The organism is Ignatzschineria cameli (genome assembly GCF_003121895.1).
GTDB lineage: Bacteria > Pseudomonadota > Gammaproteobacteria > Cardiobacteriales > Wohlfahrtiimonadaceae > Ignatzschineria > Ignatzschineria cameli.
Window position 1 is genome coordinate 305,347 of record NZ_QEWW01000001.1, and the last position, 24,658, is coordinate 330,004.

The 24,658-nt window shown below is 42.0% G+C and carries 19 protein-coding genes; 11 read left to right on the forward strand and 8 right to left on the reverse strand.

What is annotated here, in order from left to right; translation table 11 throughout:
• Positions 1–177 precede the first annotated feature (177 nt).
• Positions 178–1,068 (reverse strand): methyltransferase domain-containing protein, encoded by an 891-nt coding sequence (locus tag DC077_RS01225; protein ID WP_239990387.1) that lies wholly within the window; start codon positions 1,066–1,068, stop codon positions 178–180.
• Positions 1,069–1,106: 38 nt separating this feature from the next.
• The gene (locus tag DC077_RS01230) at positions 1,107–1,631 is read right to left on the reverse strand and encodes a LemA family protein (RefSeq protein WP_109217788.1); all 525 of its coding nucleotides are present in this window, start codon (positions 1,629–1,631) and stop codon (positions 1,107–1,109) included.
• Positions 1,632–2,160: 529 nt separating this feature from the next.
• Here DC077_RS01230 and purE point away from each other — a divergent pair.
• The 9 genes from purE to DC077_RS01275 all read left to right on the forward strand — a co-directional run bounded on the left by purE (position 2,161) and on the right by DC077_RS01275 (position 15,495).
• The gene (gene purE / locus DC077_RS01235) at positions 2,161–2,655 is read left to right on the forward strand and encodes a 5-(carboxyamino)imidazole ribonucleotide mutase (protein ID WP_109217789.1); all 495 of its coding nucleotides are present in this window, start codon (positions 2,161–2,163) and stop codon (positions 2,653–2,655) included.
• A 5-nt stretch (positions 2,656–2,660) separates the two neighbouring features.
• Positions 2,661–3,779: a 5-(carboxyamino)imidazole ribonucleotide synthase gene (purK, locus tag DC077_RS01240; protein ID WP_109217790.1), complete on the forward strand. Its 1,119-nt coding sequence runs from the start codon at positions 2,661–2,663 to the stop codon at positions 3,777–3,779.
• A gap of 20 nt (positions 3,780–3,799) precedes the next feature.
• Positions 3,800–7,540 (forward strand): phosphoribosylformylglycinamidine synthase, encoded by a 3,741-nt coding sequence (locus DC077_RS01245; RefSeq protein WP_109217791.1) that lies wholly within the window; start codon positions 3,800–3,802, stop codon positions 7,538–7,540.
• A 21-nt stretch (positions 7,541–7,561) separates the two neighbouring features.
• A complete protein-coding gene (purC, locus tag DC077_RS10995) occupies positions 7,562–8,275 on the forward strand; it encodes a phosphoribosylaminoimidazolesuccinocarboxamide synthase (protein ID WP_109217792.1) in 714 nt (237 codons plus the stop codon).
• The gene (gene purF / locus DC077_RS01255; RefSeq protein WP_109217793.1) at positions 8,276–9,667 is read left to right on the forward strand and encodes an amidophosphoribosyltransferase; all 1,392 of its coding nucleotides are present in this window, start codon (positions 8,276–8,278) and stop codon (positions 9,665–9,667) included.
• Between the two features lie 314 nt (positions 9,668–9,981).
• Positions 9,982–10,992, forward strand: a complete 1,011-nt coding sequence (gene purM, locus DC077_RS01260) for a phosphoribosylformylglycinamidine cyclo-ligase (protein ID WP_109217794.1) — start codon at positions 9,982–9,984, stop codon at positions 10,990–10,992.
• On the forward strand, positions 10,993–11,562 hold the full coding sequence (gene purN / locus DC077_RS01265) for a phosphoribosylglycinamide formyltransferase (RefSeq protein WP_109217795.1): 570 nt from the start codon (positions 10,993–10,995) through the stop codon (positions 11,560–11,562).
• Between the two features lie 413 nt (positions 11,563–11,975).
• A complete protein-coding gene (gene purH / locus DC077_RS01270; protein ID WP_109217796.1) occupies positions 11,976–13,517 on the forward strand; it encodes a bifunctional phosphoribosylaminoimidazolecarboxamide formyltransferase/IMP cyclohydrolase in 1,542 nt (513 codons plus the stop codon).
• Between the two features lie 343 nt (positions 13,518–13,860).
• The gene (locus tag DC077_RS01275) at positions 13,861–15,495 is read left to right on the forward strand and encodes a Na/Pi cotransporter family protein (protein WP_109217797.1); all 1,635 of its coding nucleotides are present in this window, start codon (positions 13,861–13,863) and stop codon (positions 15,493–15,495) included.
• Positions 15,496–15,685: 190 nt separating this feature from the next.
• On the opposite strand, the gene DC077_RS01280 is transcribed toward DC077_RS01275, so the two are convergent.
• From DC077_RS01280 to DC077_RS01290, 3 genes are all read right to left on the reverse strand, one after another.
• Entirely contained in the window at positions 15,686–16,483 is a 798-nt protein-coding gene (locus tag DC077_RS01280; RefSeq protein WP_109217798.1) for an ABC transporter ATP-binding protein, read from the reverse strand.
• Positions 16,484–16,485: 2 nt separating this feature from the next.
• Complete coding sequence (locus DC077_RS01285) at positions 16,486–17,391, reverse strand: ABC transporter permease (RefSeq protein WP_109201507.1); 906 nt, start codon at positions 17,389–17,391, stop codon at positions 16,486–16,488.
• Between the two features lie 263 nt (positions 17,392–17,654).
• Positions 17,655–18,632 carry an ABC transporter substrate-binding protein gene (locus tag DC077_RS01290; protein WP_164488749.1) on the reverse strand — a complete coding sequence of 326 codons (978 nt, stop codon included), beginning with the start codon at positions 18,630–18,632 and terminating at the stop codon, positions 17,655–17,657.
• A 580-nt stretch (positions 18,633–19,212) separates the two neighbouring features.
• Here DC077_RS01290 and DC077_RS01295 point away from each other — a divergent pair.
• Complete coding sequence (locus DC077_RS01295; RefSeq protein WP_109217800.1) at positions 19,213–19,941, forward strand: DsbA family protein; 729 nt, start codon at positions 19,213–19,215, stop codon at positions 19,939–19,941.
• Between the two features lie 208 nt (positions 19,942–20,149).
• Here the strand turns inward: DC077_RS01295 and DC077_RS01300 are convergent, their stop codons facing one another.
• The 3 genes from DC077_RS01300 to DC077_RS01310 form a co-directional block, all read right to left on the reverse strand.
• Positions 20,150–21,694 carry a solute symporter family protein gene (locus DC077_RS01300; protein WP_109217801.1) on the reverse strand — a complete coding sequence of 515 codons (1,545 nt, stop codon included), beginning with the start codon at positions 21,692–21,694 and terminating at the stop codon, positions 20,150–20,152.
• 1 nt (position 21,695) lies between these two features.
• Positions 21,696–22,040: a DUF485 domain-containing protein gene (locus DC077_RS01305; RefSeq protein ID WP_239990211.1), complete on the reverse strand. Its 345-nt coding sequence runs from the start codon at positions 22,038–22,040 to the stop codon at positions 21,696–21,698.
• 549 nt (positions 22,041–22,589) lie between these two features.
• Positions 22,590–22,787, reverse strand: coding sequence for a YqaE/Pmp3 family membrane protein (locus DC077_RS01310; RefSeq protein ID WP_109217802.1), 198 nt, complete (start codon positions 22,785–22,787; stop codon positions 22,590–22,592).
• A 295-nt stretch (positions 22,788–23,082) separates the two neighbouring features.
• On the opposite strand from DC077_RS01310, the gene purD reads away from it, so the two are divergent.
• A complete protein-coding gene (gene purD / locus DC077_RS01315; protein ID WP_109217803.1) occupies positions 23,083–24,348 on the forward strand; it encodes a phosphoribosylamine--glycine ligase in 1,266 nt (421 codons plus the stop codon).
• The last annotated feature ends 310 nt before the right edge of the window (positions 24,349–24,658 follow it).

The following is a 24,658-nucleotide window of genomic DNA, read 5'->3' on the forward strand; positions in this document are numbered from 1 at the left end:
CAAGTGGAAATAGAGAAGGAGAAAGATAGTGACAGGATAAAGGTCGATTTTGACAAGATCAAGAATAAATTTACGATTCTTAGCGATTCCCTAACTCTTTATAGCTATTTATAGTTGTTTGCCATATTGTTTGCCATAGTTATTGATTATTTTCTTTGCTGCTTGCTGATAGGGTTCTTATTTTTCTAAGAGCCAATGAAGATAGCGCGCATGCCCTTGATACTCCGATCTTTCTGAGTAGCGGAGTTCCATAGCGAGATGATCCTCTTCACTAATTCTCTGCCGTGCTGCCGGCGCCATAAAATCATAATAGGTGCGTATTCCACTCTCTTTGAGAAGGGTTAGCTGATATTTTTTAATTTGCTCTTTTAGCCATTTCGGGCAGATCGGAGAGATGGGCGTTAGGCTACCTTTTTCTCCTTGAAATTGCCCTTTTTCAACGTAGTAGTAATTACCCCGAATCAGATTGTGATAGATCAACCCTTCTCGATTGTAGAAGAGTAGGGAGAGCTTTCCACCCGGCTTGAGGGTCGGCAGAGCAAGCTGTAAGAAGCGTTCAGGTTCAGGGAGCCACTCGATCATTGCATGGCAGGTGATAAGGTCAAATTGTGGGAGGGGGAGTTCAGGAAGTTTCTCTAAAGATTCTTGAAAGAAATTCGCCTCTAAACCCTCTCTAAGAAAGCTCTCTTTTGCCAAGGTTAACATCTCTATCGCCGGCTCGATAAGCGTCAAGTGATGCCCCTTTTTTGCAAGCATCAGCGCATATTGCCCTTGTCCGGCGCCGATATCGAGAATAGAGAGGGGCGCTTGGTGTAGATTTAATGCCTCAAAGTCGCGCTCTAAGATAGCAAGGCGTAACTTGCCTTTAAATGTCTGATAGATATTGCGTCTAAATTTCCGACTCAGTTGGTCGAAGGTCTTATCACGCTTCTGGTCGTGAGTCTGTTCCCCACTTTTTACTGCTACTTGCATCAATTGATCGGTAGAAGCGGAAGAGTCGGTAGGCGCTGAATCATTCAGTGTAGACACAGAGGCCGATAGAGGGGGTTGGGGGTGATCAGTAGACATAATACACTATAACATTCTCTAAATTTAGGCGGTCAGATTTAAGCGATTAGATTGAAGCGAGGATATTGCAGAATTTCAGCGAGCATAGAGCAGGGAAACTCATTGGTAATTTCGCGGTAATCGTGAGCAGTATCATTATAGTAAGAGGCGGATTCATCAATATTGCGATTGGTAATCTCAACACGGCTCCAAAGGGTGGTCAACTCCTCTAAATCTTTCAACTCAGGATGGCGACTAGCACGTTTATAGAGATAGTTGAGGCGGTCTCGTAGTAGAAGGATATTGAGAATCTCCTCCTCTTGCGGCAGCTGTTGCCGATGATCATCATAGAGAGGCATAATCTCTTCATAGAGTTTACGCTCATCCCGAAGCACTTTTTGTGTAATCAAGATAATAGGTCGTGAATGATCAATTAATTCGCCTTGTAGGCGAAGAACATCAGCAAATGCCGTTTCGCAAAGCAATCTTTGGGTGCGTAATTTGCGGTAATTGTGGAGGAACAGCACTAAAATAGTAGCAGAGAGAAGAATCGTAATTACGATTGTTAATATCGTCGTTTTCATATGAGCTCAAGGTTCCTTAGCCGATGAGAGTTCTATCTATAAAGTAGCGCAGCTATTCTCTATCATTCTCTTTATTATATTCGGAATAAAAAGAAAAGGAGAGATATATTGAAGATATCTTTTAAAGGCATCTTTTGAAGAGATTTTAGCGTTAGAAATCTGTTGAAATTAAGCAGTATAAAGAGGATTGGTCGGGAGGGAAGAGAAGAGCGATAGAGTCAAGATAAGAATCAAGATAAGAGTAAAGATAAGAATGAATAAAGATAACGAAGAAGATAACAAAGAGGGTGATCAATGGAGGTGAAAGAGATCAAAAATGGCAATAAAAATTGCGGTGTAAAAGGGGCTTTTTATTCTCTTTAGGGAAAGATAAAAATCGCTGAAATGCCCCATAAAATCTTTATCGAAAGATAAAAAATAGCGCTCTAATTCTATTGACTAAGGTAGGGCATAAGGATAGAATCAGTTACTCAGAAATCGATCATCTCTTTCGATTCTTATTGATCTTATTTATGGGTTGAATTTCTCAATGAAAAAACAGAAAGTCGCCATCATTATGGGGAGCAAGAGCGATCTGCCAACGATGCAGAATGCTGCTGACATACTCAACCAATTTTCCATCTCATACGACATGAAAATCGTCTCGGCACACCGTACGCCAGAGCATATGGTCTCTTTTGCGCTCTCTGCAAAAGAAGCCGGATATGATCTGATTATTGCCGGAGCAGGAGGTGCTGCGCATCTTCCAGGAATGGTTGCATCTTTAACAATGCTTCCCGTTATTGGCGTTCCAATTAAAACAAGTACCTTAAGTGGTGTTGATTCTCTCTACTCAATTGTGCAGATGCCGGGCGGTGTTCCTGTGGCAACAATGGCGATCGGCGATGCCGGTGCAAAAAATGCCGCACTTTTAGCCGCACAGATTCTTGCTCTGAGCAATGAGACACTCCAGCAACAAATTGAACAATTTCGTCACAATCAAACCGCAACTGTCTTAGCAGATAGCACAATTGAGGAGAAGTAACTAAAATGCACATTTTACCCGGAAAAACTATTGGAATTATAGGTGGTGGTCAACTAGGTAAAATGCTAGCAGAAGCGGCGAACAGGATGGGATACTACGTTATAACGTTAGATCCTGCCTCAGATGCGCCCGCGGTTTCAGCCTCTCATGGCCATATTGTCTCTGGCTTCTCAAATGAGGAGGGGTATGAAACATTAATCTCCCGTTGTGATGTGGTGACCTATGAATTTGAGAATATTGATGCTTCTCTTGTTAAGCGACTCAATGAAGAGTATTGCAATATTCCTCAAGGCGAACTTCCCCTCTATTTAGCGCAAAATCGAGCACGTGAAAAGGCGGCATTAACCGCTGCAGGGCTTCCTGTTGCTCCCTATGTTGTGCTTGATGATCCCGAAAAAGGGCTTGCTACTGCGATTGCGGAGCTTGGTTATCCTTTTGTAGTGAAGACACAAGAGGGAGGCTATGATGGTAAAGGGCAGGTTGTGGTCCGAAGTGAAGCGGATCTACCTAAAGTGGCAACACTCTACAATATCCCCTGTGTAGCGGAGAAATTTATTCCTTATGATTGGGAATGCTCCATCATTGGAACACGCTCGATTAATGGAGAGTATCGCCATTTCCCGATCGCGGAGAATCTTCATCATAATAATATTCTCTTTAAGACTGTTGCCGGCAGTGAAAAAGTTACCCCAGCGCTTGAAGATGCGCTTAATGAGATGCTTAAAAGCTTTATGACAACCCATAATATCGTGGGTACATTGGCAATGGAGGCATTTGTTGTGGGTGATCTTATCTATGTTAATGAGCTTGCGCCGCGTCCCCATAACTCAGGGCACTTTACGATTGAAGGCTGCGCTACGAGCCAGTTTGAGCAACATATCCGCGCTATCTGTGGGCTTCCACTTGGGGAGACAGCACTCAAACAAAAGACCATTATGTTCAATATTTTGGGGCAAAATCGGGAATTTCTCTTCAATTATCTTCCCCATCTCTCAAGTGATGCACACCTTCACCTCTATGGGAAAAAAGAATTTAAAAATAACCGTAAAATGGGCCATGTCACCTTTACGGGCTCAAAAGGATTAACTTCTTTTGAGACAATGCTGACAGATAGTTTTGAATAAACTGATACTCAAGGACTCTAATGAAACGTAGATTTTATATTGAAAGTACACCGCGCTATTCAACTGAAGCAACTGCCTTATTGAGCGAGCTCAAAAAAGCACTTAATATTCAGACGTTATCAAAAGTGCGACTCATTCAAGTATATGACCTCTTTGATTTGGCAGAGAAAGATATTGATCGAGTGCGTGCGGCATTAATTCAACCTGTCCGAGATCAAGCGATTGATGAGAGTATCATGATGGCGGAGTTGGCAAAGATGCCCCATTTCACCATCGAGTGGCTCCCAGGGCAATATGATCAAAAAGCCTATAGTGCAGAGCTAGCATTTAAAGTGCTTGGCGTCTCACCTAAGACTCAAGTCTCAACTGCATTACTTTATGGTTTTAACCACGATCTCTCTTCAGAAGATCTACAAAAAATTCAAAATTATCTCTTCAACCCCATCAATTCTCGTCTTAAAGATCTTACCCTTCCTATTAATGATTCCCGCTTTATCGATAAGCGTGCACCAAAGAAGGTGGAGAGTATTAAAGACTTTATCCATATGACCGATTCTAAGTTAACAGAATTTAAGTTACAGATGGGATTGGCGATGGAGTTTGAAGATCTCAAACATATTCAAAATTACTTCAAAAATGAAGAGAATCGCAATCCTACAGAGACAGAGCTTCTTGTTCTAGATACCTATTGGTCTGATCATTGTCGCCACACAACATTTGAAACCGCGCTACAATCGATCGATTTTACCGAGAGCCAATTTAAAGAGCAGATTCAGCAAGCTTATGAAGATTATCTTGCGCTTCGTCGCGAGACAGGAATTTCAGAGCGCCCTGAGACATTGATGGATATGGCGACAGTATTTGGCCGCTATCAGCGTAAAACAGGAGAGCTCGCCGATATGGAGGTCTCCGATGAGGTGAATGCCTGTTCTGTTCGCATCACGGTTGATGTTAATGGTGTCGAAGAGCCTTGGTTATTGATGTTTAAAAATGAGACACATAACCATCCTACTGAGATTGAGCCTTATGGGGGTGCGAATACCTGCGTGGGCGGCGCGATTCGTGATCCGCTTTCAGGGCGTGCTTATGTCTATCAAGGTATGCGTATTACGGGTGCCGGTAATGTACTTGAGCCTGTAGAAGAGACGCTTCCTAACAAGATTCCACAAAGACGCATTAGTCGTGTTGCAACTCAAGGGAATAGTGCTTATGCCAATCAGATTGGGGGTACAACTGCTTTTGCTAAAGAGTATATCCATCCCGGATTTGTGGCTAAGCGAATGGAGTTAGGTGCCGTTGTAGGCGCTGTCCGTGAAGATTATGTTGTACGTGAAAAGCCGATTGCCGGCGATGTTGTGATCCTTTTAGGGGCAAAAACAGGGCGTGATGGTGTTGGTGCAGCAACAGGCTCTTCTCAGGTACAGACTGTAGAGACAGTAGAGACTGCCGGTACAGATGTACAAAAAGGGTGTGCAAGTGAAGAGCGTAAAATCTTGCGTCTCTTCCGTAAAAAAGAGGTTACAACACTGATTAAGAAATCGAATGACTTCGGTGCCGGAGGTGTCTCTGTTGCTATTGGTGAGTTAGCCGATGGTGTTCATGTAGATCTCGATAAAGTCCCAACAAAATATCCAGGTCTTAATGGAACCGATCTTGCGATCTCAGAATCTCAAGAGCGTATGGCGGTTGTTGTTGCGAAAGAGAATGCAGAGCGCTTTATTCAGCTTGCAGCGGAAGAGTCTGTAGATGCCGTGATCGTTGCAAAAGTGACAGAAGAGCCCCGCTTAGTGCTTGAGTGGAAAGGGCACAAAATTGTCGATATCGCGCGTTCATTCTTAGATACTAATGGTATCCGTAAAGAAGCAACAGCAAAGGTTGTAGATAGTAATCTTCCATCACCGTTACTTCAACGTCAAAATTTAGATGATATTGAGAAGACTTGGCAGGGCATTCTCTCCGATCTCAATATCGCAAGCCAAAAGGGGATGAATCAGAGTTTTGATTCAACATTAGGTCGTTCGACCGTTCTGCTCCCTTATGGCGGTAAGTGTCAAGCAACACCGGCAGAAGCTTCAATTCAGAAGATTCAAGTTGCCGAAGGCGAGACACAAACTGCTGCGATTTTAGCGCATGGTTATAACCCCTATCTTGGCGAATGGTCTCCTTTCCATGGTGCGGCATATGCAGTGATTGAATCACTTGCACGTCTTGTTGCTTCAGGGGGTGATCCAAAACGAGCAAGACTCTCATTTCAGGAGTATTTTGAACGCCTCGATGGTGTGCCAGAGCGTTTTGGTAAGCCGGTTGCAGCACTTCTAGGATCGATTGCGGCGCAGAAAGCTTTCAATGTTCCAAGTATCGGTGGTAAAGATAGTATGAGTGGAACCTATGAAGAGATTAACGTTCCACCAACATTGGTCTCTTTCGCCGTTGTGCCGGTGAAAACAGAAGAGGTGATCTCGCCTGAGTTTAAAGATAGTGGTCATTATATCTATCTTCTTCCTGTGAAAGAGGATGTTACAGATCGCATCCCTTATGATGAAATTAAGCATAACTTTGAGATTTTCCAAAAGCTTCATCGTGATTATAAGATCTATGCAGCAAGTTCTGTTCGTCAAGGGGGTGTTGCAGAGAGCCTTGCGATGATGAGTTTTGGTAACCGAATTGGTGCTAATATTGAAAATATCTCTGAGCATGATCTCTTCCGCCCACAATATGGTGCATTTGTGATCACAACGCGTCAGGCGCTCCCTGAGTCGGATGATTATATTGCGATCGGAACAACACTGAGCGAATATCGCTTTGATTATGGACAGGTCACAATCTTAGGTTCAACACTTCAGGCTGCGGCAGAAGATCGTTTTGAGAAGATCTATCCTATCTATGAGAAGAGCGAAGGCTTTGTTGATAAAGTAGAAGCACGTCCATTGAGCGCGGTGAAGAATCATCTTGCTGTAGAGAAACCACGTGTGTTAATTCCTGTTTTTGAAGGAACACACAGTGAGTATGATACGGCAAAAGCATTTGAAAAAGCGGGCGCTACAGCAGATCTTCTTCCGATCGTGATGTTAACAGAAGCGGATTATCTAGCCTCTATTAGAAAGTTTAAAGAGGCATTGACGCTCTCTGAGATCTTTGTACTCGCCTCTGGTTTTGCGAGCACGGAAGAGCCGGCAGGAACAGGCTCAACGATGGCGCTCTTCTTAAGACGTCCTGAGATTCAAGAAGCGGTTGAAAACTTCTTAGCGAAAGGGGGATTACTCTTAGGAATCAATGCAGGTTTCCATGCATTAGTGAAGACAGGTCTTCTCCCTTATGGTGAATATCGTCAAGAGAGTGATCTACTCTTAACGACCAATCAGGTCGGTGAGTTTAAAGCGCAGATGGTGACAACTGAAGTGGTCAATAATCACTCCTTATGGTTTGCAACAAATCCTGTTGGCGAACAACATGTGCTCCCCTTTGCTGCTTTAGAAGGTCGTCTCATCTTAACGCCTGAGCTCTATGAATCATTAAAAGAGCGTGGGCAGATCGCAACACAATATGTGGATCATAAAGGACGTGCAACGCTTGATCCAACCTTTAACCCAGCACTCTCTGATTATGCGGTTGAAGCGATTACCAGCCCTAATGGCCAGATTCTCGGTAAGATGGCGCATAGCGAGCGATATGAAGAGGGACTTTTCCTCAATATCCCAGGCAATAAAGCACAAACAATCTTTGAAAATGCAGTGGCAGCAGTCACTACTCCTAAAATCTAGCATGAGCAGAAGGTATTAAATATGTCACAGTTACTCTATGAAGGTAAAGCGAAACAGATCTACAGTACGGAGAATCCAGATGAGGTTCTTATCCATTATAAGGATGATGCGACTGCTGGAAATGGGGCGAAGAAAGCTCAGTTTGAAGATAAAGGTGTTTTAAATGCCGCAATCTCAACGATGATCTTTGAATATCTGATTGAAAATGGCATTAAGACCCATCTTATCAAGCAGGTTAATGATCGTGATGTTCTTTGTAAAAAGATCGATATCGTTCTCCTTGAAGTGATTATGCGTAACATTGCAACAGGATCACTAACAAGCCGCTTAGGAATTAAAGAGGGAACGCACCTAAATCCACCCATTCTTGAGTTCTGCTATAAGAAAGATGAGTTTAATGATCCTTTGATCAATACCGATCATGCGTTAGCATTAGGCTTAGCGACTATCGAGGAGATTGAAACGATCTCTACAGAAGCACGTAAAATCAATCAACTTCTTATTAAACTCTTTGCTGAGATCGGCATTGAATTGGTCGATTTTAAGGTTGAGTTTGGACGCAATCCACAAGGTGAGATTGTATTAGCTGATGAGATTAGCCCGGATACTTGCCGCCTTTGGGATGTTGAGACACATAGCAAGCTTGATAAAGATCGCTTCCGTCAAGATCTTGGTAATGTGATCGATGCCTATCGTGAAATTCATAAGCGTCTTTTAGCACGCAAGGAGAAATAAGTGTTTGCAGTTATTGGTAATCCAAATGCTGCTTCCTTAACGTACTACGGGCTGCATAGTTTGCAGCACCGTGGTCAAGAAGGTTCCGGTATCTCTGTGATGAATGATGAAGGTGAGATCAATACCATTAAAGGAGAGGGACTCTTAACGGATGTCTTTACCAATCCTGCAATGTTAGTCGATCTGCCGGGAGCATATAGTATCGGTCATATCCGTTATCCATCAAATGGGGAGAAGGGCTATGATAATGTCCAACCACTTTTGATGAAGATGAGCGACGAGAAGTTTGCGATCGCTTACAACGGCAATATTACCAATACGGCAGAGCTTCGTCGTGAATTAGAGCGTCAAGGAAGTGTTTTTCATGCTTCAGGCGATGCGGAGATCTTAGTTCATCTTATTCGCCGTAAGAAGGGAACATTTCTAGAGCGTTTAAAAGCCTCTCTTTTAGAGCTTGAAGGCGCTTTTAACTACTTTATTCTCCATGATAGCGGTGTCTATGCGGTTCGAGATAGTAAAGGGATTCGCCCACTCTGTATCGGTAAATTATCAGATGGCGGTTATGTCTTTGCCTCGGAAACCTGTGCTTTAGGCATTGTGGGTGCAACCTATATCCGTGATGTTCTCCCCGGTGAGATAGTCTATATTGAAGATGGAAAAGTGATGTCCACCTTCTTTACCGAGAAAGATCGTATCCATGCAATCTGCTTGATGGAATATGTCTATTTTGCCCGTCCTGATAGTGATCTTGAAGAGCGAAATGTTCATAGCTTTCGTAAGCAGAGCGGTGTTGAACTCTGTAAAGAGACCCATGTGGATGCCGATATGGTCATTGGGGTTCCCGACTCTTCTATCTCTGCAGCTAATGGTTATGCAGAAGCGGCAGGGCTGCCCAATGAGATGGGTTTGATTAAGAATCGATATGTGGGTAGAACCTTTATTCGCCCAACACAAGCATTGCGCGAGCAGGGCGTACGCATGAAGTTAGCACCTATTCCTTCTGTTGTTAAGGGAAAACGAGTGATTGTGATCGATGACTCGATTGTCCGAGGAACGACTAGTCGCCGAATTGTGCAGATGTTACGTGAGGCGGGAGCAAAAGAGATCCATATGCGTGTCTCCTCCCCACCGATTATGTATCCCTGCTTTTATGGGGTCGATACTTCTAGAAGGGAGGATCTTTTAGCTCATCAACTCGATATTGAAGAGATGCGCCGCCATATTAAAGCAGACTCTTTAGCATTTCTCAGTCGCGAGGGGACCATTCGTGCCTTGCAACGTTCAGAGAGTTTAGGACCTAACTGTGGCGTCTGTATGGCTTGTTTTACAGGTGAGTATCCTACGGATATTCTCAATCGAGCATCATCGACAGATGAGGACAGTAAAAGATAGCTACAACTCGTTAAGATTAGTTGAAGCGGGTTGAGATTAGTTAAAGAGTAATGACAAAGGGCAATGAACTGAGCGATATTAAGTCGCAATAATCGAGTCGTGGTAATGAAGCTACGATAAGAGTGGGAAGCGGTAGCGCAGTAATAGAATATACAACAATAAAGTATAGATAAAATATAGAAGGGGCTGCTCTCAATGATAGTGGTGAATTCAAAGTGGTAGATGATCAACCATATATGAGTGAGCAAACCCCTGATATCATCAGATTCTGATATAAGAAGATAAGAAGATAAGAAGCGTAGAAAGGAATAAGCATGAGTGATGCATATAGAGAAGCGGGTGTAAACCTAGAAGCTGGCTATGAGTCAGTTGAGCGAATTAAAAAGCATGTTGCCAGTACAATGCGTATTGGGGCGATGGATATCTTTGGTGATTTTGGTGGTTCATTCGATCTCTCAGAACTCAATTATAAAAAGCCCGTTTTGGTCTCCGGCACTGATGGCGTGGGGACAAAGTTGAAGTTAGCTTTTGAAATGGATATTCATGACACCATCGGTATCGATGCTGTAGCAATGTGTGTGAATGATATCTTAACGCAAGGGGCAGAGCCGCTCTTCTTCTTAGATTACATTGCATGTGGTAAGAATAATCCTGCCCAGATCGAAGCGATTGTAAAAGGAGTTGCTGAAGGATCTAAGCTCTCAGGCGCCGCCCTTTTAGGGGGAGAGACTGCGGAGATGCCAGGCTTCTATCAAGATGGTGAATATGATATTGCCGGTTTTGCAGTAGGTGTTGTGGAGAAAGATGAGCGCATTACAAAAGCTAATGTGAAAGTAGGTGATAAGATTATCGGCCTTCCTTCAAGTGGTGTCCATAGTAATGGTTTCTCATTAGTTCGCCATATTATTAAGGAGAAAGGGCTCGACTTTCATACAACCTATGAAGGATTTGATAAACCGCTCGGAGAGGTGCTTTTAACCCCTACCAAGATCTATGTAAAGCCGATTCTTACCTTGTTAAAGTCAGTTAAGGTCAATGCGATGGCTCATATCACCGGCGGTGGCTTTTATGAAAATGTACCACGAATGCTCTCCGGTAATTTAGGGGCAAAATTTGATCATAAATCCTGGCAGCAACCAGCTATCTTCCCATTTTTGCAGAAAGAAGCGGGAATCTCGGATAAAGAGATGTTCACCGTCTTTAATATGGGAATCGGTTATATGATTGTGGTTGATCCAAGTGCGGTTGATGCCACACTCTCATTACTACCTGAAGCATCGGTTATTGGTGAAATTACTGAATCTGGTGAAGTAGAGATTGTATAGATGAAAAAGATCGCCATTTTTGCCTCTGGCACAGGCTCAAATTTTGATGCATTAGTGGCTGCAATTGAGCGGGGTGAACTCCCCGCATCTGTTGAGCTGTTGGTGTGTGATCGTCGTTCTGCAAAAGTTCTTGAAAAGGCAAAAGTAAAGGGAATTCCGACGCTTCTCTTTTCTGGAAAAGATTATGCTTCTAAGGCTGAATATGAGGCGATGATTGTAGAAGCATTGCAGAAACATCAAGTCGAATGGATTGTTCTTGCCGGATATATGAGACTTTTAGGTGAAACTCTCCTCGATGCTTATGCTGATCGCATTATCAATATTCATCCCTCTTTGCTCCCCGCTTATAAGGGGAAAGATGCCGTTCAGCAGGCATTAGCCGCCGGCGAAAAAGTGATTGGGGTCTCGATTCATTATGTAGATGCCGGCATGGATACAGGAAAATTGATTGCGCAAGAGTCGATTAACCTTACCGGCAGAGAGAGTGAGGAGGAAGTGATGCAGATGGTTCATCATGTTGAGCATCAACTCTATCCGAAGACATTAGCAACGCTTTTTACCGCTGATTGAGGCTCTTTATAAGAGATGCTTATAAGGTTTATCCTAACACTCAATAAACGTTAAGTATTCATCTCTTAGCTGGCTTCATTAGCGGTGTTATTAGCAGTTTCATTAACCTATTATTCAGTCTGCTCTAGCGACTATTTAATCTGTTATCTATGATTGCCAGTTACGCTTTAACCGTTATTTTTTAATATTTGTTACTTACTACTTACTACTTACTACTTACTACTTATTATTTACTATTTATTATTTTCCGCGCTACTTCTGAAGCCTATTAAGGCACTTAAGCCTATTTAATTGTTCGATTCTCTATGGTCTATTGTGGACTCAATTGAGGATCAACATCCTATTTAAACCGTAGTATTCAGAAGTATTGCGATCATTTCATCGTTGTTATTTTAGAAAGGATAGATCTAATCATGACTAAACGACGCGCACTTTTAAGTGTCAGTGATAAAACAGGAATTACCGAATTTGCAGCAGAGCTCGTAAATTTAGGTTTTGAGCTTATCTCCACCGGGGGAACCAAGAAAACGATTAGCGATGCCGGCATTGCGGTTAAAGATATCTCTGATATTACCGGCTTCCCAGAGATTATGGATGGTCGTGTGAAGACATTGCACCCGATGGTTCATGGTGGATTACTCTCCGTCCGTGGTAATGAGACACATACCAAAGCAATGACCGATAATGGCATTGAGTATATCGACATGGTTGTTGTTAATCTCTATCCTTTTAAAGAGACAATCAGCAAACCAGGTGTTCAATATAATGATGCGATTGAAAATATCGATATCGGTGGCCCTTCAATGCTCCGTAGTGCGGCAAAAAATCATGAATCTGTAACAGTGATTACCGATCCGGCAGATTATGCAGTGGTTTTGGAAGAGCTAAAAGCAAATGGTGATACCACTTTTGCAACCCGTCAGAAGTTAGCACTTAAGGTTTATCAAACAACTGCAGCTTATGATGCTTTGATTGCACAATACTTTGCCAATGAGATCGGTGATCAATTCCCAGAGAAGTTAACATTGACCTATGAGAAGCAGCAAGGTCTTCGTTATGGGGAGAATCCACATCAAGAAGCGGCCTTCTATAGAACTCCACTTCCACAAAATAACTCGCTTGCTCATGCAAAACAGATTCATGGTAAAGAGCTCTCGTATAACAATATTCAAGATGCAAATGCCGCTGTGAATATTATGCTCGAATTTAAAGAGCCGGTTGTTGTTGCGGTTAAGCATATGAATCCTTGCGGCGTTGGTCTAGGCAAAGATCTCTTTGAAGCTTGGACAAAAGCGTATGAAGCAGATCCAACCTCGATCTTTGGTGGCATTATCGCAACTAATAGAGAAGTTGATGCGAAGACAGCAGAAAAGATGAGTGAAATCTTCCTTGAGATCATTATTGCGCCAAGCTTTACAGAAGAGGCGAAAGAGATCTTAATGGCGAAGAAAAATATTCGTCTTTTAGAGAATAATCCGCAAGAAGAGCGTATGAAAGAGACCTTAACAACCACAGCGGTTAATGGCGGTCTTTTAGTGCAGACACTTGATAGAGCAGAGATCGATCCCGAAGTATTTACCGTGGTTACAGAGCGTCAGCCAACTCAAGAAGAGATGGATGCTCTACTCTTTGCTTGGAAAGTAGTTAAACATGTGAAATCAAACGCGATTGTTGTGGCTAAAGAAGGTCAAACATTAGGTGTAGGTGCCGGCCAGATGAATCGTGTAGGCGCTGCCAAAATTGCTCTCGATCAAGCAGGTTCAGAAGCAGAAGGGAATGTTTTAGCATCAGATGCATTCTTCCCAATGCCTGATACTCTAGAAAATGCAGCTAAAGCTGGTATCAAAGCAGTTATTCAACCGGGTGGTTCAATTAAAGATCAAGACTCAATCGATGTTGCTAATCAATATGGTATTGCAATGGTCTTTACAGGAACACGCCATTTTAAACACTAATCAGTCGTAAGATTGAGAGTTGATCTCCCAATTAAAGGGAGAAAAAAGCCAAAAAGCAGGATTGTTTATCTCAAGTCGTAATTTTATTGTGTGGTGCTTTAAGAGCGATCAGTGATAAATCATTCTGTTTGGAGGAAGTCGAAGTGCCGGAGGACGAAAGTTCTCCGGCATTTATGTATTGGGATTAATATAATCACCCCAATTTTGATCTTTGTGCCACTTTCTGTGTTGATTATCTGTTCAAATGAGATTTAGTCAAAAACTTTTATGCAGAATAGATTAAAATAAGAGCCTTTATTCTATTGATACTCAATATTTATATTGTACTCATTCGAGGTAGTGCATGGATTGGCAGCAGGTTATCTTCCAGTTTTTAGGTGGTTTGGGTCTCTTTCTTTTTTCGATTAAATATATGGGGGATGGATTACAAAAGTCAGCAGGTAATCGTCTTCGCTCCATTTTAGACCGTTTTACAACAAATCCTTTTATGGGAATCTTGGCCGGTATCTTTGTGACGGTATTGATCCAATCGAGCTCTGGAACAACAGTGATTACGGTAGGCTTAGTCAGTGCCGGGCTGATGACACTACGACAAGCAATCGGGGTCATTATGGGGGCTAATATTGGGACAACTGTCACTGCCTTTATTATTGGGATCGATATTGGGGAATATGCCTATCCGATTCTGCTAAGTGGCGCTGTGATGCTCTTCTTCTTTAAATCAGCAAAGATTCAAAATTTAGGGCAGATCTTCTTTGGTTTTGGGGGGCTCTTTATTGGACTTGATCTGATGAGTAGTGGTCTCTCGCCCTTACGCCATCTCCCACTCTTTACCGATCTTATCTTAGAGATGAGCCATAGCCCGATTTTAAGTGTCTTTGTGGGAACAATCTTTACCTTAATTGTACAATCTTCAAGTGCGACTATCGGAATTTTACAAGGATTATATGCTGAGAATTTAATCTCGCTAGAAGCGGCATTACCGGTTCTCTTTGGCGATAATATCGGAACGACGATCACCGCAGTGTTAGCAGCGATTGGTGCTAATATTGTGGCAAAACGGGCGGCTGCAATTCATGTTCTCTTCAATGTCTCTGGTGCTATTCTCTTCCTGATCTTTTTAGGTCTTTTTACCCATTTTATTGTCTGGATTACCGGCACACTCCATTTAGAGTCTAAAATGCAGATCGCATTTGCCCATGGAACGTTTAATATTGTTAATACCCTCATTCAACTTCCCTTTATTGGTGTTTGGGCTTATCTAGTTACAAAGCTCTTACCAGAGCGGGAGAAGCCAAAGGAGAAGGTTGCGCTCTATCTTGATGAGACATTGATTGAAAAATCTCCTTCAATTGCTATTGGTCAGGCGAAAAAAGAGGTGATTCATATGGGTAATCTCAGCCTAGATGGTCTCCGTTCTGCATACTCTTATTTAAAGAGCAATAATCCTGACGAGGCGATCTTTGCCAATATGTTAGAGAAGAATATCAACCAGCTTGATGAGGAGATCACAAAATATTTGGTAAAAATCTTCCCCCATTCAATTTCACCGGGTGATTCCAATGAATTACAAGCGCTTCTCAATTTAGTCTGTGATATTGAACGGATTGGTGATCATTCTGAAAATATTATTGAGCAGATCAACTATATGAATGAACGCAATATTGTTTTAAGTGAGGATGCCAAAAATGAGGTCTATGAGATGTTCGAGCTTACGATCAACTCAGTAGCGCTCTCGATTGAGGCATTAGAGCAGGGGAACTTGACCAAAGCACGTCGTGTCTATGAATTAGAAGATCAGATCGATGAGATGGAACGTTATCTCCGTAAGCAACATATCCATCGCCTTAATCATGGAGATTGTACGCCAAAATCGGGCTTAACCTATACCGATCTTCTCTCAAATCTCGAACGTATCGGTGATCATGCTCATAACGTGGCGGAGATGTTGTTAGATAAGGCGCAGATTCGAAAATAGAAGCAAATCTTAGATCGATAATCTTGCACTCTGCCATTTTTGTATGTTGTTTGATCCGCTCTTTATTGTGACATATTAAAAAAGGCTCTTTATCAGAGCCTTTTGTTTGTATTATTTTCGAAGAGATTAATTCTCGTTGAATACATTAGTGAAATACGTTAGTGATTAAGCTCGTCTTATACAGATCCCGCTAACCTAATAAGAGAGCATCATCTTCCACTTTATCACCTCTTGTCTGCTCAAAGAGCATGAGGAGATCAGAGATTGTAAGCTCTTTGCGCATTTCGCCGGAGACATCTAGCACAATCTCCCCTTGATGTAGCATAATTGTGCGATTACCAAGAGAGAGAGCTTGTTGCATTGAGTGGGTTACCATTAGTGTGGTGAGTCTATTTTTACTGACGATTTTTTCTGTTAACTTTAAGACAAAAGCAGCCGTCTTAGGATCGAGAGCGGCTGTATGCTCATCGAGCAGGAGAATCTTCGAGGGCTGTAAAGAGGCCATTAAGAGGCTAATTGCTTGTCTTTGTCCCCCGGAGAGAAGTCCCATACTATCTTCTAGGCGATCTTCAAGACCTAATTTTAAGGTAGAAAGATGTTGCCGGAAGATCTCTCTACGCTCTTGGTTGATTGCAGGAGAGAGGCGAAATGAGGGAGCACCACGATCATAGGCGAGTGCTAAATTCTCTTCGATTGTTAAACTTTCGCAAGTGCCGGTCATAGGATCTTGGAAGACTCGTGCCACTAATCTAGCTCGCTCTGATACTGATCGTTTAGTCACATCTTCATCATTGATAAAGACGCTGCCGGCAGTTGTCTGGGCATTACCGCTAATGACATTTAGGAGCGTCGATTTTCCTGCACCATTCGTTCCGATAACGGTAACAAACTCCCCTTCATTGATGGTGAGATTGATCTTCTTGAGGGCGATATTCTCTAAGGGCGTATGCTCATTAAAGATCACTTGAACATTTTCTAAACGCATCATAACTATCTTCTTCCTCTCAGTTTTTTAAATTTGCCTTTAATCTGTGGCAATACAAGTGCAATAACCACCAGGGTGGAGGTGATAAAGTTTAAATCTTGTGCGCCGACGCCAATTTTTTGTAATGGTTCACTATGCAGTGCAAGTGCGATAAAGAGGCGATAGAGTAGCGCCCCTAAGATAACGGCAGTGGTGATCCAGAACATCTTTTTAGAGGTGATAAAGGTTTCCCCAATAATAACGGCAGCAAGACCGATCACAATAGTCCCAACACCAATAGAGATATCAGCCCCTCCTTGTGTCTGTACATAGAGTGATCCGCCAAGTGCAATTAAAGCATTTGAGATCATCATCCCAAGATAGGTCGTTAAATTGGTATTGATTCCTTGTGCTTGAGACATCTTAATATTAGCTCCGGTTGCTCTTGTCGCAAGACCTGTGCGGCTTCTAAAAAAGAGATCGAGCAATAGCTTCCCGGCAATAACAAAAAGGAGAATAATCAGCGGTTTTACCCAGAATTGATTACTATAATCCTCATTGATAAAAGGGGTAATAACGGTAGGTTCCCAGATCAATGGAAGATTGGGCGCCCCCATAATTCGTAAGTTAACAGAGTAGAGAGCAATCATCACTAAGATACTTGCTAAAAGCTGCATAATCTTAAGCGAGACATGTAACCAGGCAGTGACAAAGCCAGCTGCAGCGCCGGCAAGTGTTCCAAAGAGTGTCGCAAGCCAAGGATTGACTCCGGCAATAATTGAGACGGCACAAACAGCGCCTCCAAGCGGAAAGCTACCATCGGCCGTTAGGTCTGGAAAGTTCAGTATTCTAAATGAGATCAGAACGCCAAGAGCAACTAATCCGTAGATTAAGCCCACCTCCAAGGCGCCGAAAAGCGAGATAATCGACATTAAAACTCCATATTGAAAAGATCGATATAAGAAAGAAAAGAGAGATCCGATGGGGATCAGCTAAAGATCAGAGCGGATCTCTTTTATAAACTAGTTAGTGAATGTATAAAAATGGGTTGAAATAAAGCTTAAAACTCAACTCAAAACTAAATTTAAAACTGAGCTCTAACTTAAAAGTCAGAGCTCAATGATCGAGGATCAATAACATGGATCAATAACATGGATCAATCTAGATCTACCTGAAGATCCATGTTGAGATCACTCTATTCGATCACTTTTACCGCAGCATCGATCACTTCAGGTGGAAGTGTAACCCCTTGTTGCTTAGCGGCTTTTAAGTTGACATAGAGCTCCGTATTTTGTGGTTTTTCAGAAGGAATATCTCCCGGTTTTTCACCATTTAAAATTCGCACAACCATCTTACCTGTTTGACGACCCATACCATAGTAATCACCCCCTAATGCTGCTACAGCACCACGTTCAGCAGATGAGGTGTCGGAGGCAATAAGTGGGATCTTGGTCTGTACAGCTGCTTGGTACATCGATTCATAAGCAGAAACAACATTGTTATCGGTACTTGTATAGATAACATCAACACGATCTTGAAGGCTCTTCACCGCAGTTGAGATATCTGTTGTCCGTTGAGCAGGTGCTGGAACAACGCGGATATCCTGTGGCGTTAAGATCTCCTGAAGCTGCTCTAAGACAATTGTAGAGTTAACCTCGCCGGGGCTATAGACAAAGCCGATGCTTTTTACCTCGGGAATAATGGTTTTGATAAGTTCTACTTGTGGTTCGAGCGGAAGATGATCCGAAACCCCGGTAACATTGCCACCTGTTGCTTCCCAGCTGCGGACAAGATTTGCTGCTACAGGATCGGTTACGGCGGTATAGACAATCGGAACAGTGCGTGTTGATGCAAGAAGTGCTTGTGCGCTCGGCGTTCCAATGCCTACGGCAACATCAGGATTATCGCCGGCATATTTTTTAGCAATCTGTGCTGCTGTTGCGCTATTTCCTTGCGCACTTTGGAATTGGATTTTAAGATTTTTCCCCTCTTCGTAACCTGCATCTTTCAGCTCATCAATAATCCCTTGACGTGCTTGATCGAGTGCCGGATGCTCTACAATAGCAGTAATCGCTACATGTTTAGGTTTTTCTGCCGGATCAGCAAAAGCCAATGTCCCGATCGAAAGTGGTAATACGAAAGAGAGCAGTTGTAACATCTTTCTTCTTTTCATTAGATTAATATCCTCATTTTTCTGATTATTGGTTAGTCGTTTTATTAATATTTTCAGCCAGAACTTTTCATCAGCACTTCTTATCAGTACTTCTCATCAGAACTTATTAGTAAAATTACTGGTTAAAGTGACTGACTGAATGGGTTGATTGATTATTCAGTTAGTTATTCAGCTATTCAGTTGCCTAATATTGATCATTAATATTGAGTTACTTGGTGATTAGTGATTAGTGATTAGTGATCAGTGATCAATTATCAGTTATCTGACTCATTCATTATCGACCCTTTCAGCATCCGCTAAGGCACTTATAATGATAACCTTAAAGCAGGTGTGCGTAATAAGGCGCTTGAAGCTCCTAAATATAGGAGATCAATCGAAAAAAAGCCTAATACTTTGAACATAACACAAAACAGTTTATCTGGATAGTAACTGTTAAATAGAATGATTCAATCTCGCCATTTTTAGGGGGATATGAAAGGGTGCTATACTCAATCAAGGTTTATCGATTAGAGGATCGCTGCTAATAAATAGCGAATAAGAGTAGATGTGATAGAAGTGATAGAAGTGATAAGGAGCGAGAATGTTAAATTGTAAAGAGGGGATGTGTGAAGCAACTTTCCATCAGAAGCAAGAGGAGAGTGCGATCTCATGGAAAGAGAAGGGGCCGTATGTTATCTATGTCGGCGATCCGATGTGCTCTTGGTGTTACGGCATCTCAGAAATTGTTGCAGGTCTTCAATCCTATTGTGATGAGAAAGAGATCGGGTTTGAGATAATGGTAGGGGGGCTGCGTACAGGAGGTCCTGAAGGTTGGAGCCCCGCGCAACGGCAATATCTAAGAGAAGTATGGAGTAGAATTACAAGAGTAACGGAGCAATCTTTTAATTTTAAGATCTTAGATCTCGATTATTTCGATTATGATACGACGCCTAGTTGCCGAGCAATTGTGGTCGCGAAGCATCTATTGCCGGCAGATAATGGTAGAAGTTTAGTGCAATTTCTCCATGAATTACAGAAGAAGTTTTACCTCAGAGGGGAAGATCCTAAAGTTGTCGATTTCTACCAATCTATCTGTGAGCAGATGAAGATCGACTTTACACAATTTGCCGAACTTTTTGGATCAGATGAGATTCGGGAAGAGACATTAAGGGAGTTTAGTTGGTGTGCAGCACATGATGCGACACTTTTTCCTACCTTTCTCTGGATCGATGGAAAAGATATTCGTCGCTTAGCTTCGGGGTATACCTCTTTAGATCGGCTTGTCCGTCGAATTCCTATTATCGAAGCAGAAGAGCAGGGCGGAAATTAGGCCTTAAAATGCAAGAGAGCTTAAGAAGACTCTAGGATTGAATAATCCTGTTGAGATCAACTTAAGCCCTCGCTATTTACACTCTATTTATATTCTATTTGTACTCCATTTATACTCTCTTGAGGCCCTATTAGTGCTCTATTTTGCGCTCTACGCTTTACGCTCTATTTTATGCAAAATATCACTACTTGAGAGTGAGTATCGATCTTTAATTGACGGCAATGCCGGTGTTCGCTTTAACACGAATCTCATTGAAGATCGCGGTTGCTTCTGCTTGATTACATTTTTTCGCACCGATAAGAGTTCCTACATAGCCGGCAATAAAGCCTAAAGGAATTGTGATAATCGCAGGGACAGCAAGATCAACGAGTGGTGAGCCTACAAAAATGGCAGCTCCTGGCGTCTCTGACCAGATATTAGGCCCCATCATTCCGAGGATTAAGCAGGAGAGAACACCTGTTGAGATTGCCGCGATGACTCCAGTTGAGTTAAATTTACGCCAGTAGATCGTATAGAGAATGACCGGTAAATTTCCTGATGCGCCGATACAGAATGCAAAGGAGACAAGAAATGAGACATTAAGATTTTGGGCAAAGAGTGCAAGAAAGATCGAAAGTATCGCAATACTGATCGAGCCGGCACGCGCTGCTACAACCTGCTGTCTAACGGTCAACTTTCCACCTTTGATAATCTCTCCATAGATATCGTGTGAGATTGCCGAAGCACCTGTTAGGACTAAGCCTGAAACAACTGCCAAAATAGTGGCAAAGGCAACGGCACTAATAAAGGACATTAAAACATCGCCACCTAAATAGTGCGCAAGTAGTGGAGCGGCGGTATTTCCAGCCTTATTTTCTGCCATAATATTCTCAATTCCTACAAATTGTAGGGCACCCAATCCTAAGAAGATGGTCAGTGAGAAGAAAATGGTGGTGATCCAAGTGGTCCAAGAGATCGATGCTCTCGCTGTTTTAGCATCTCTAACAGTAAAGAAGCGCATCAAAATATGGGGAAGACCCGATGTTCCTAAGACAAGCGCCATCATCATCATGGAGACAGAGTCGATAGGGCTTGAATATTTAATGCCGGGCACTAAAAATTTCTCCCCATGTTCTTGGGCAATTGTGTCAAACATATTGGTGATAGAATAATCGAACTTGATAAAGACCATCGCCGCTAAGAGACCTGTTCCAAAGAGCAGGAGGAAAGCTTTAATAATCTGTACCCATGAGGTAGCCGTCATTCCACCAAAGAGAACATAGCTTGTCATCATTACTCCGACAATCATGACCGCAATCCAATATTCAATACCAAAGAGTAATTTGATCAAAGCGCCGGCACCGACTAATTGCGCAATCATATAGAGAATAACGATCACAATAGTTCCAGATGCAGCAACGCCTCTTACACGCTTCTCATTAAAACGGGCGGTTAACATATCGGCGAGGGTATATTTCCCTAAATTGCGCATCGGTTCTGCTATCAGATAGAGCAGAACAAGGTTAGCGACAACATAACCGATCGAGAAGAAAAAGCCATCAAATCCCGTAAGGGCAATAGCACCAGAAACACCTAAGAATGCTGCCGCGGAGAGATAGTCGCCGGCAATTGCAAAGCCATTTTGCCAACCCTTTAGCCCCCCACCTGCGGTATAGAAGTCACTCGCTGAGGAGGTTCGTTTGGCAGCAAAATAGGTAACGACTAAAGTTAAACCGACAATTGCCAAGAAGAATGAGACAGATACCATATTCATCTTATGCTCCTCCCCTTGTTGCCTGAAACTCTGCAATTAAGCGCGCTGAGAGCTTATCGAAGTGATTTGCTCTTCTGATATAGAGCGTGCAGAGAATAATAGTCATCAAAAAGAGTAGTGCCGAATAGATCCAAACGCCCGTAATTGCGCCAATGACCGGTGTCTGTAGTATCGGTTGAAAAGCCAAGATAGGCAGTAAAATATAGACAAAGAGAAAGATGCCCGTAATCGTAAAGAGAAAACGGTTCTTCTGTCTTACAAATTGGTTAAAACTCTCCATCGATTCGATGGCATTATAATCATCCCTCGTTAAGGGTGCTTTCCGTAGATCTATCATCTGATCCATATTCTATTCCTCCTAGTGGTTATGGATATCGCGATCTACTCTGTAATCTCTCTCTCTTCTTATTGTTATATTTTTATTATGTTTTTTGTATTGTTGTTTTTATCGTTTTTATATTTGTTATTTTAGGGGGTTGTGTTTTTTTAGTGGTTATTCTTAATAGTTATTTTTGGTTGTCTAGTTAGTTGTCTAGCTTATTTTTATTGTTTTCAGTTTGATTGGGTTATTAATCCTATTAACATCAAATTTTATTAATATCAATTAATCAACTACTCTATTAATTAAATTATTAACCGATTAAATCGTTAAATCGTTAAATGGTTAAATCGTTTATAAATGACCCTCTAATAGTACTACCCCAGTTGTGATTAAAATGTCAAATTATTAAGCGAAATAGGTATATGAAATAGCTATGTGAAATAGTTATACGAGATTAGGAAGAAGAGGAAGAGGATCAGAAAAAAGCGACTACCGAAAGATTTCAATAGTCGCTTCTTGCATGGCTTCTTATCTGTTTTTCAAAACAATTTAAATCTAATGAGTAAGGAATAATTAGTAAGGACGATTATTGCGGATTGCTTCAATTTTTTTATTAGTATCATATTGCGATAATGCATAAACCGCCCAAAGTGCAGCAGGAATCCAGCCGATCAGGGTGATTTGTAATATTAGGCAGATGATGCCCGCTAAGGGACGACCAATCGTAAAGAAGACTAAAAAGGGGATAAAGATCGCAATTAGTAGACGCATAATCGTACTCTCTCTTAATGTGTGAATGTTGATGACAATGTTAATTGATGACTGTTAAATAATCATCAGCGATATAAATATTATCTTAATTATATATCGAATAGAGCGATGATACAGCTTTTTCTCAAGATTTTAGGGGATTTTTCCGTTAGTTTCTGCCTTTAACCTCAAGGCATCTATGCTATACTTTCCGACATTATTTGGGGAGGAGGATCACAAGTCGAGAACGCTTCTTGCGATCCTAGATCATCGTAACAATCGATTCATTTAGCATTCATTTAGGATAAGTTTATAGATGAAAGTATTAATTGTAGGTAAAGGTGGCCGTGAGCATGCGCTTGCGTGGAAGAGTAAAAAGAGTCCATTAGTTTCTGAAGTCTTTGTGGCGCCGGGAAATGCGGGCATGAAAGAGGATGCGACATTAGTTGCGCTTTCAGAGACCGATCCTATCGCACTTGCTGATTTTGCAGAAAAAGAGGAAATCGATTTAACGATCATAGGGCCTGAAGCGAGTCTTGTTGCCGGCGTTGCCGATGAATTTAAACGGAGAAATCTCCTTGTTTGGGGACCCGATAAAGCCGCTGCACAGATCGAGGGTAGTAAAGATTTCTCTAAAAAGATGATGGTAAAATATGGTGCGCCGACAGCACATTCAGAAAGTTTTACCGATAGTGAAATGGCAAAAGCATATGTTGGTGAGATCGGTTTACCTATTGTGATTAAAGCAGATGGTTTAGCCGCAGGAAAAGGGGTCGTTATTCCAGAGAGTATGGAAGAGGCTCTAACAACAATCGATGATATGCTCGAGGGCAATAAGTTTGGTGAAGCTGGAAGCTGTATCTTAATTGAAGAGATGTTAGTGGGCGAAGAGTTCTCATTGATGTGCTTTGTCCATAATGGTGTTGTTATTCCTATGGTGATGGCGCAAGATCATAAGCGTGCTTATGATAATGATGAGGGCCCTAATACCGGCGGAATGGGTGCTTATGCGCCAACCTTTGGTGCCGATAGCCCAGAAGTTTCAGAAGCGGTTGCTAAAATTATGCAACCGATTGTTGATGGATTGAGCAGTGAAGGAATGCCTTATACCGGTTTCCTCTATGGTGGGCTCTTCCGAACGGCAGAAGGCTTTAAAGTGATTGAGTTTAATGCGCGTTTTGGTGATCCTGAAGCGCAGATTATCCTTCCTCTTTTAGAGAGCGATCTTATTGAGATTATCTATAATCTCTTAACAGAGAGAGCACTCCCTGAAATGAAGTGGCGTCCGCAATATGCGATCGGCGTTGTGCTTGCTTCAGAGGGATATCCCGAGCAACCTAATACCGGACATCCATTGAAGAAGCTCGATCTTAATGGTGAAGATGAGTTGATTTTTTACGCCGGTGTTCGTGAAGAAGATGGCGTATTGTTGAGTGATGGAGGTCGTATTCTCCTCAATGTGGCGATTGCAGATGATTTCAAGAGTGCTTATGAGAAAGCTTATCGTAATATGAAAGCATTAGAAGTGCCGCACACTTTCTACCGCACTGATATTGGCCATAAACAATTTAACCGTGAATAGGTTATAAAAAATTTGTGAGTTGCATGAATAGATGAGGTTGGGGTTAGCCGTGCTTTAATCAGTGTTTTAATCAATGCTTTAATCTCGATTGTATTACCTATTCAATGACCCATTAATAACCTATTAAGTAACCCATTGATAACAGCGTCTCTTATTAAGAGGCGCTTTTTTTGTGTAAAAAAGTAGCAAAAGTTAGCGATTTTTATGTCAAGTTATTGTATAAATATTATGAAGATAATCTTATCGATTAGGGATTGAGAGAGAAGGTTAAACTTTTTTCCCCTCTTAAAGGGTATGAATTCTCCGTTTT

Coding starts and splice junctions, on each gene's coding strand:
- DC077_RS01225 (WP_239990387.1), bottom strand. CDS start 1,068: ATGTCTACTGATCACCCCCAACCCCCTCTATCGGCCTCTGTGTCTACA.
- DC077_RS01230 (WP_109217788.1), bottom strand. CDS start 1,631: ATGAAAACGACGATATTAACAATCGTAATTACGATTCTTCTCTCTGCT.
- purE (WP_109217789.1), top strand. CDS start 2,161: ATGAAAAAACAGAAAGTCGCCATCATTATGGGGAGCAAGAGCGATCTG.
- purK (WP_109217790.1), top strand. CDS start 2,661: ATGCACATTTTACCCGGAAAAACTATTGGAATTATAGGTGGTGGTCAA.
- DC077_RS01245 (WP_109217791.1), top strand. CDS start 3,800: ATGAAACGTAGATTTTATATTGAAAGTACACCGCGCTATTCAACTGAA.
- purC (WP_109217792.1), top strand. CDS start 7,562: ATGTCACAGTTACTCTATGAAGGTAAAGCGAAACAGATCTACAGTACG.
- purM (WP_109217794.1), top strand. CDS start 9,982: ATGAGTGATGCATATAGAGAAGCGGGTGTAAACCTAGAAGCTGGCTAT.
- purN (WP_109217795.1), top strand. CDS start 10,993: ATGAAAAAGATCGCCATTTTTGCCTCTGGCACAGGCTCAAATTTTGAT.
- purH (WP_109217796.1), top strand. CDS start 11,976: ATGACTAAACGACGCGCACTTTTAAGTGTCAGTGATAAAACAGGAATT.
- DC077_RS01275 (WP_109217797.1), top strand. CDS start 13,861: ATGGATTGGCAGCAGGTTATCTTCCAGTTTTTAGGTGGTTTGGGTCTC.
- DC077_RS01280 (WP_109217798.1), bottom strand. CDS start 16,483: ATGATGCGTTTAGAAAATGTTCAAGTGATCTTTAATGAGCATACGCCC.
- DC077_RS01285 (WP_109201507.1), bottom strand. CDS start 17,391: ATGTCGATTATCTCGCTTTTCGGCGCCTTGGAGGTGGGCTTAATCTAC.
- DC077_RS01290 (WP_164488749.1), bottom strand. CDS start 18,632: ATGAAAAGAAGAAAGATGTTACAACTGCTCTCTTTCGTATTACCACTT.
- DC077_RS01295 (WP_109217800.1), top strand. CDS start 19,213: ATGTTAAATTGTAAAGAGGGGATGTGTGAAGCAACTTTCCATCAGAAG.
- DC077_RS01300 (WP_109217801.1), bottom strand. CDS start 21,694: ATGAATATGGTATCTGTCTCATTCTTCTTGGCAATTGTCGGTTTAACT.
- DC077_RS01305 (WP_239990211.1), bottom strand. CDS start 22,040: ATGGATCAGATGATAGATCTACGGAAAGCACCCTTAACGAGGGATGAT.
- DC077_RS01310 (WP_109217802.1), bottom strand. CDS start 22,787: ATGCGTCTACTAATTGCGATCTTTATCCCCTTTTTAGTCTTCTTTACG.
- purD (WP_109217803.1), top strand. CDS start 23,083: ATGAAAGTATTAATTGTAGGTAAAGGTGGCCGTGAGCATGCGCTTGCG.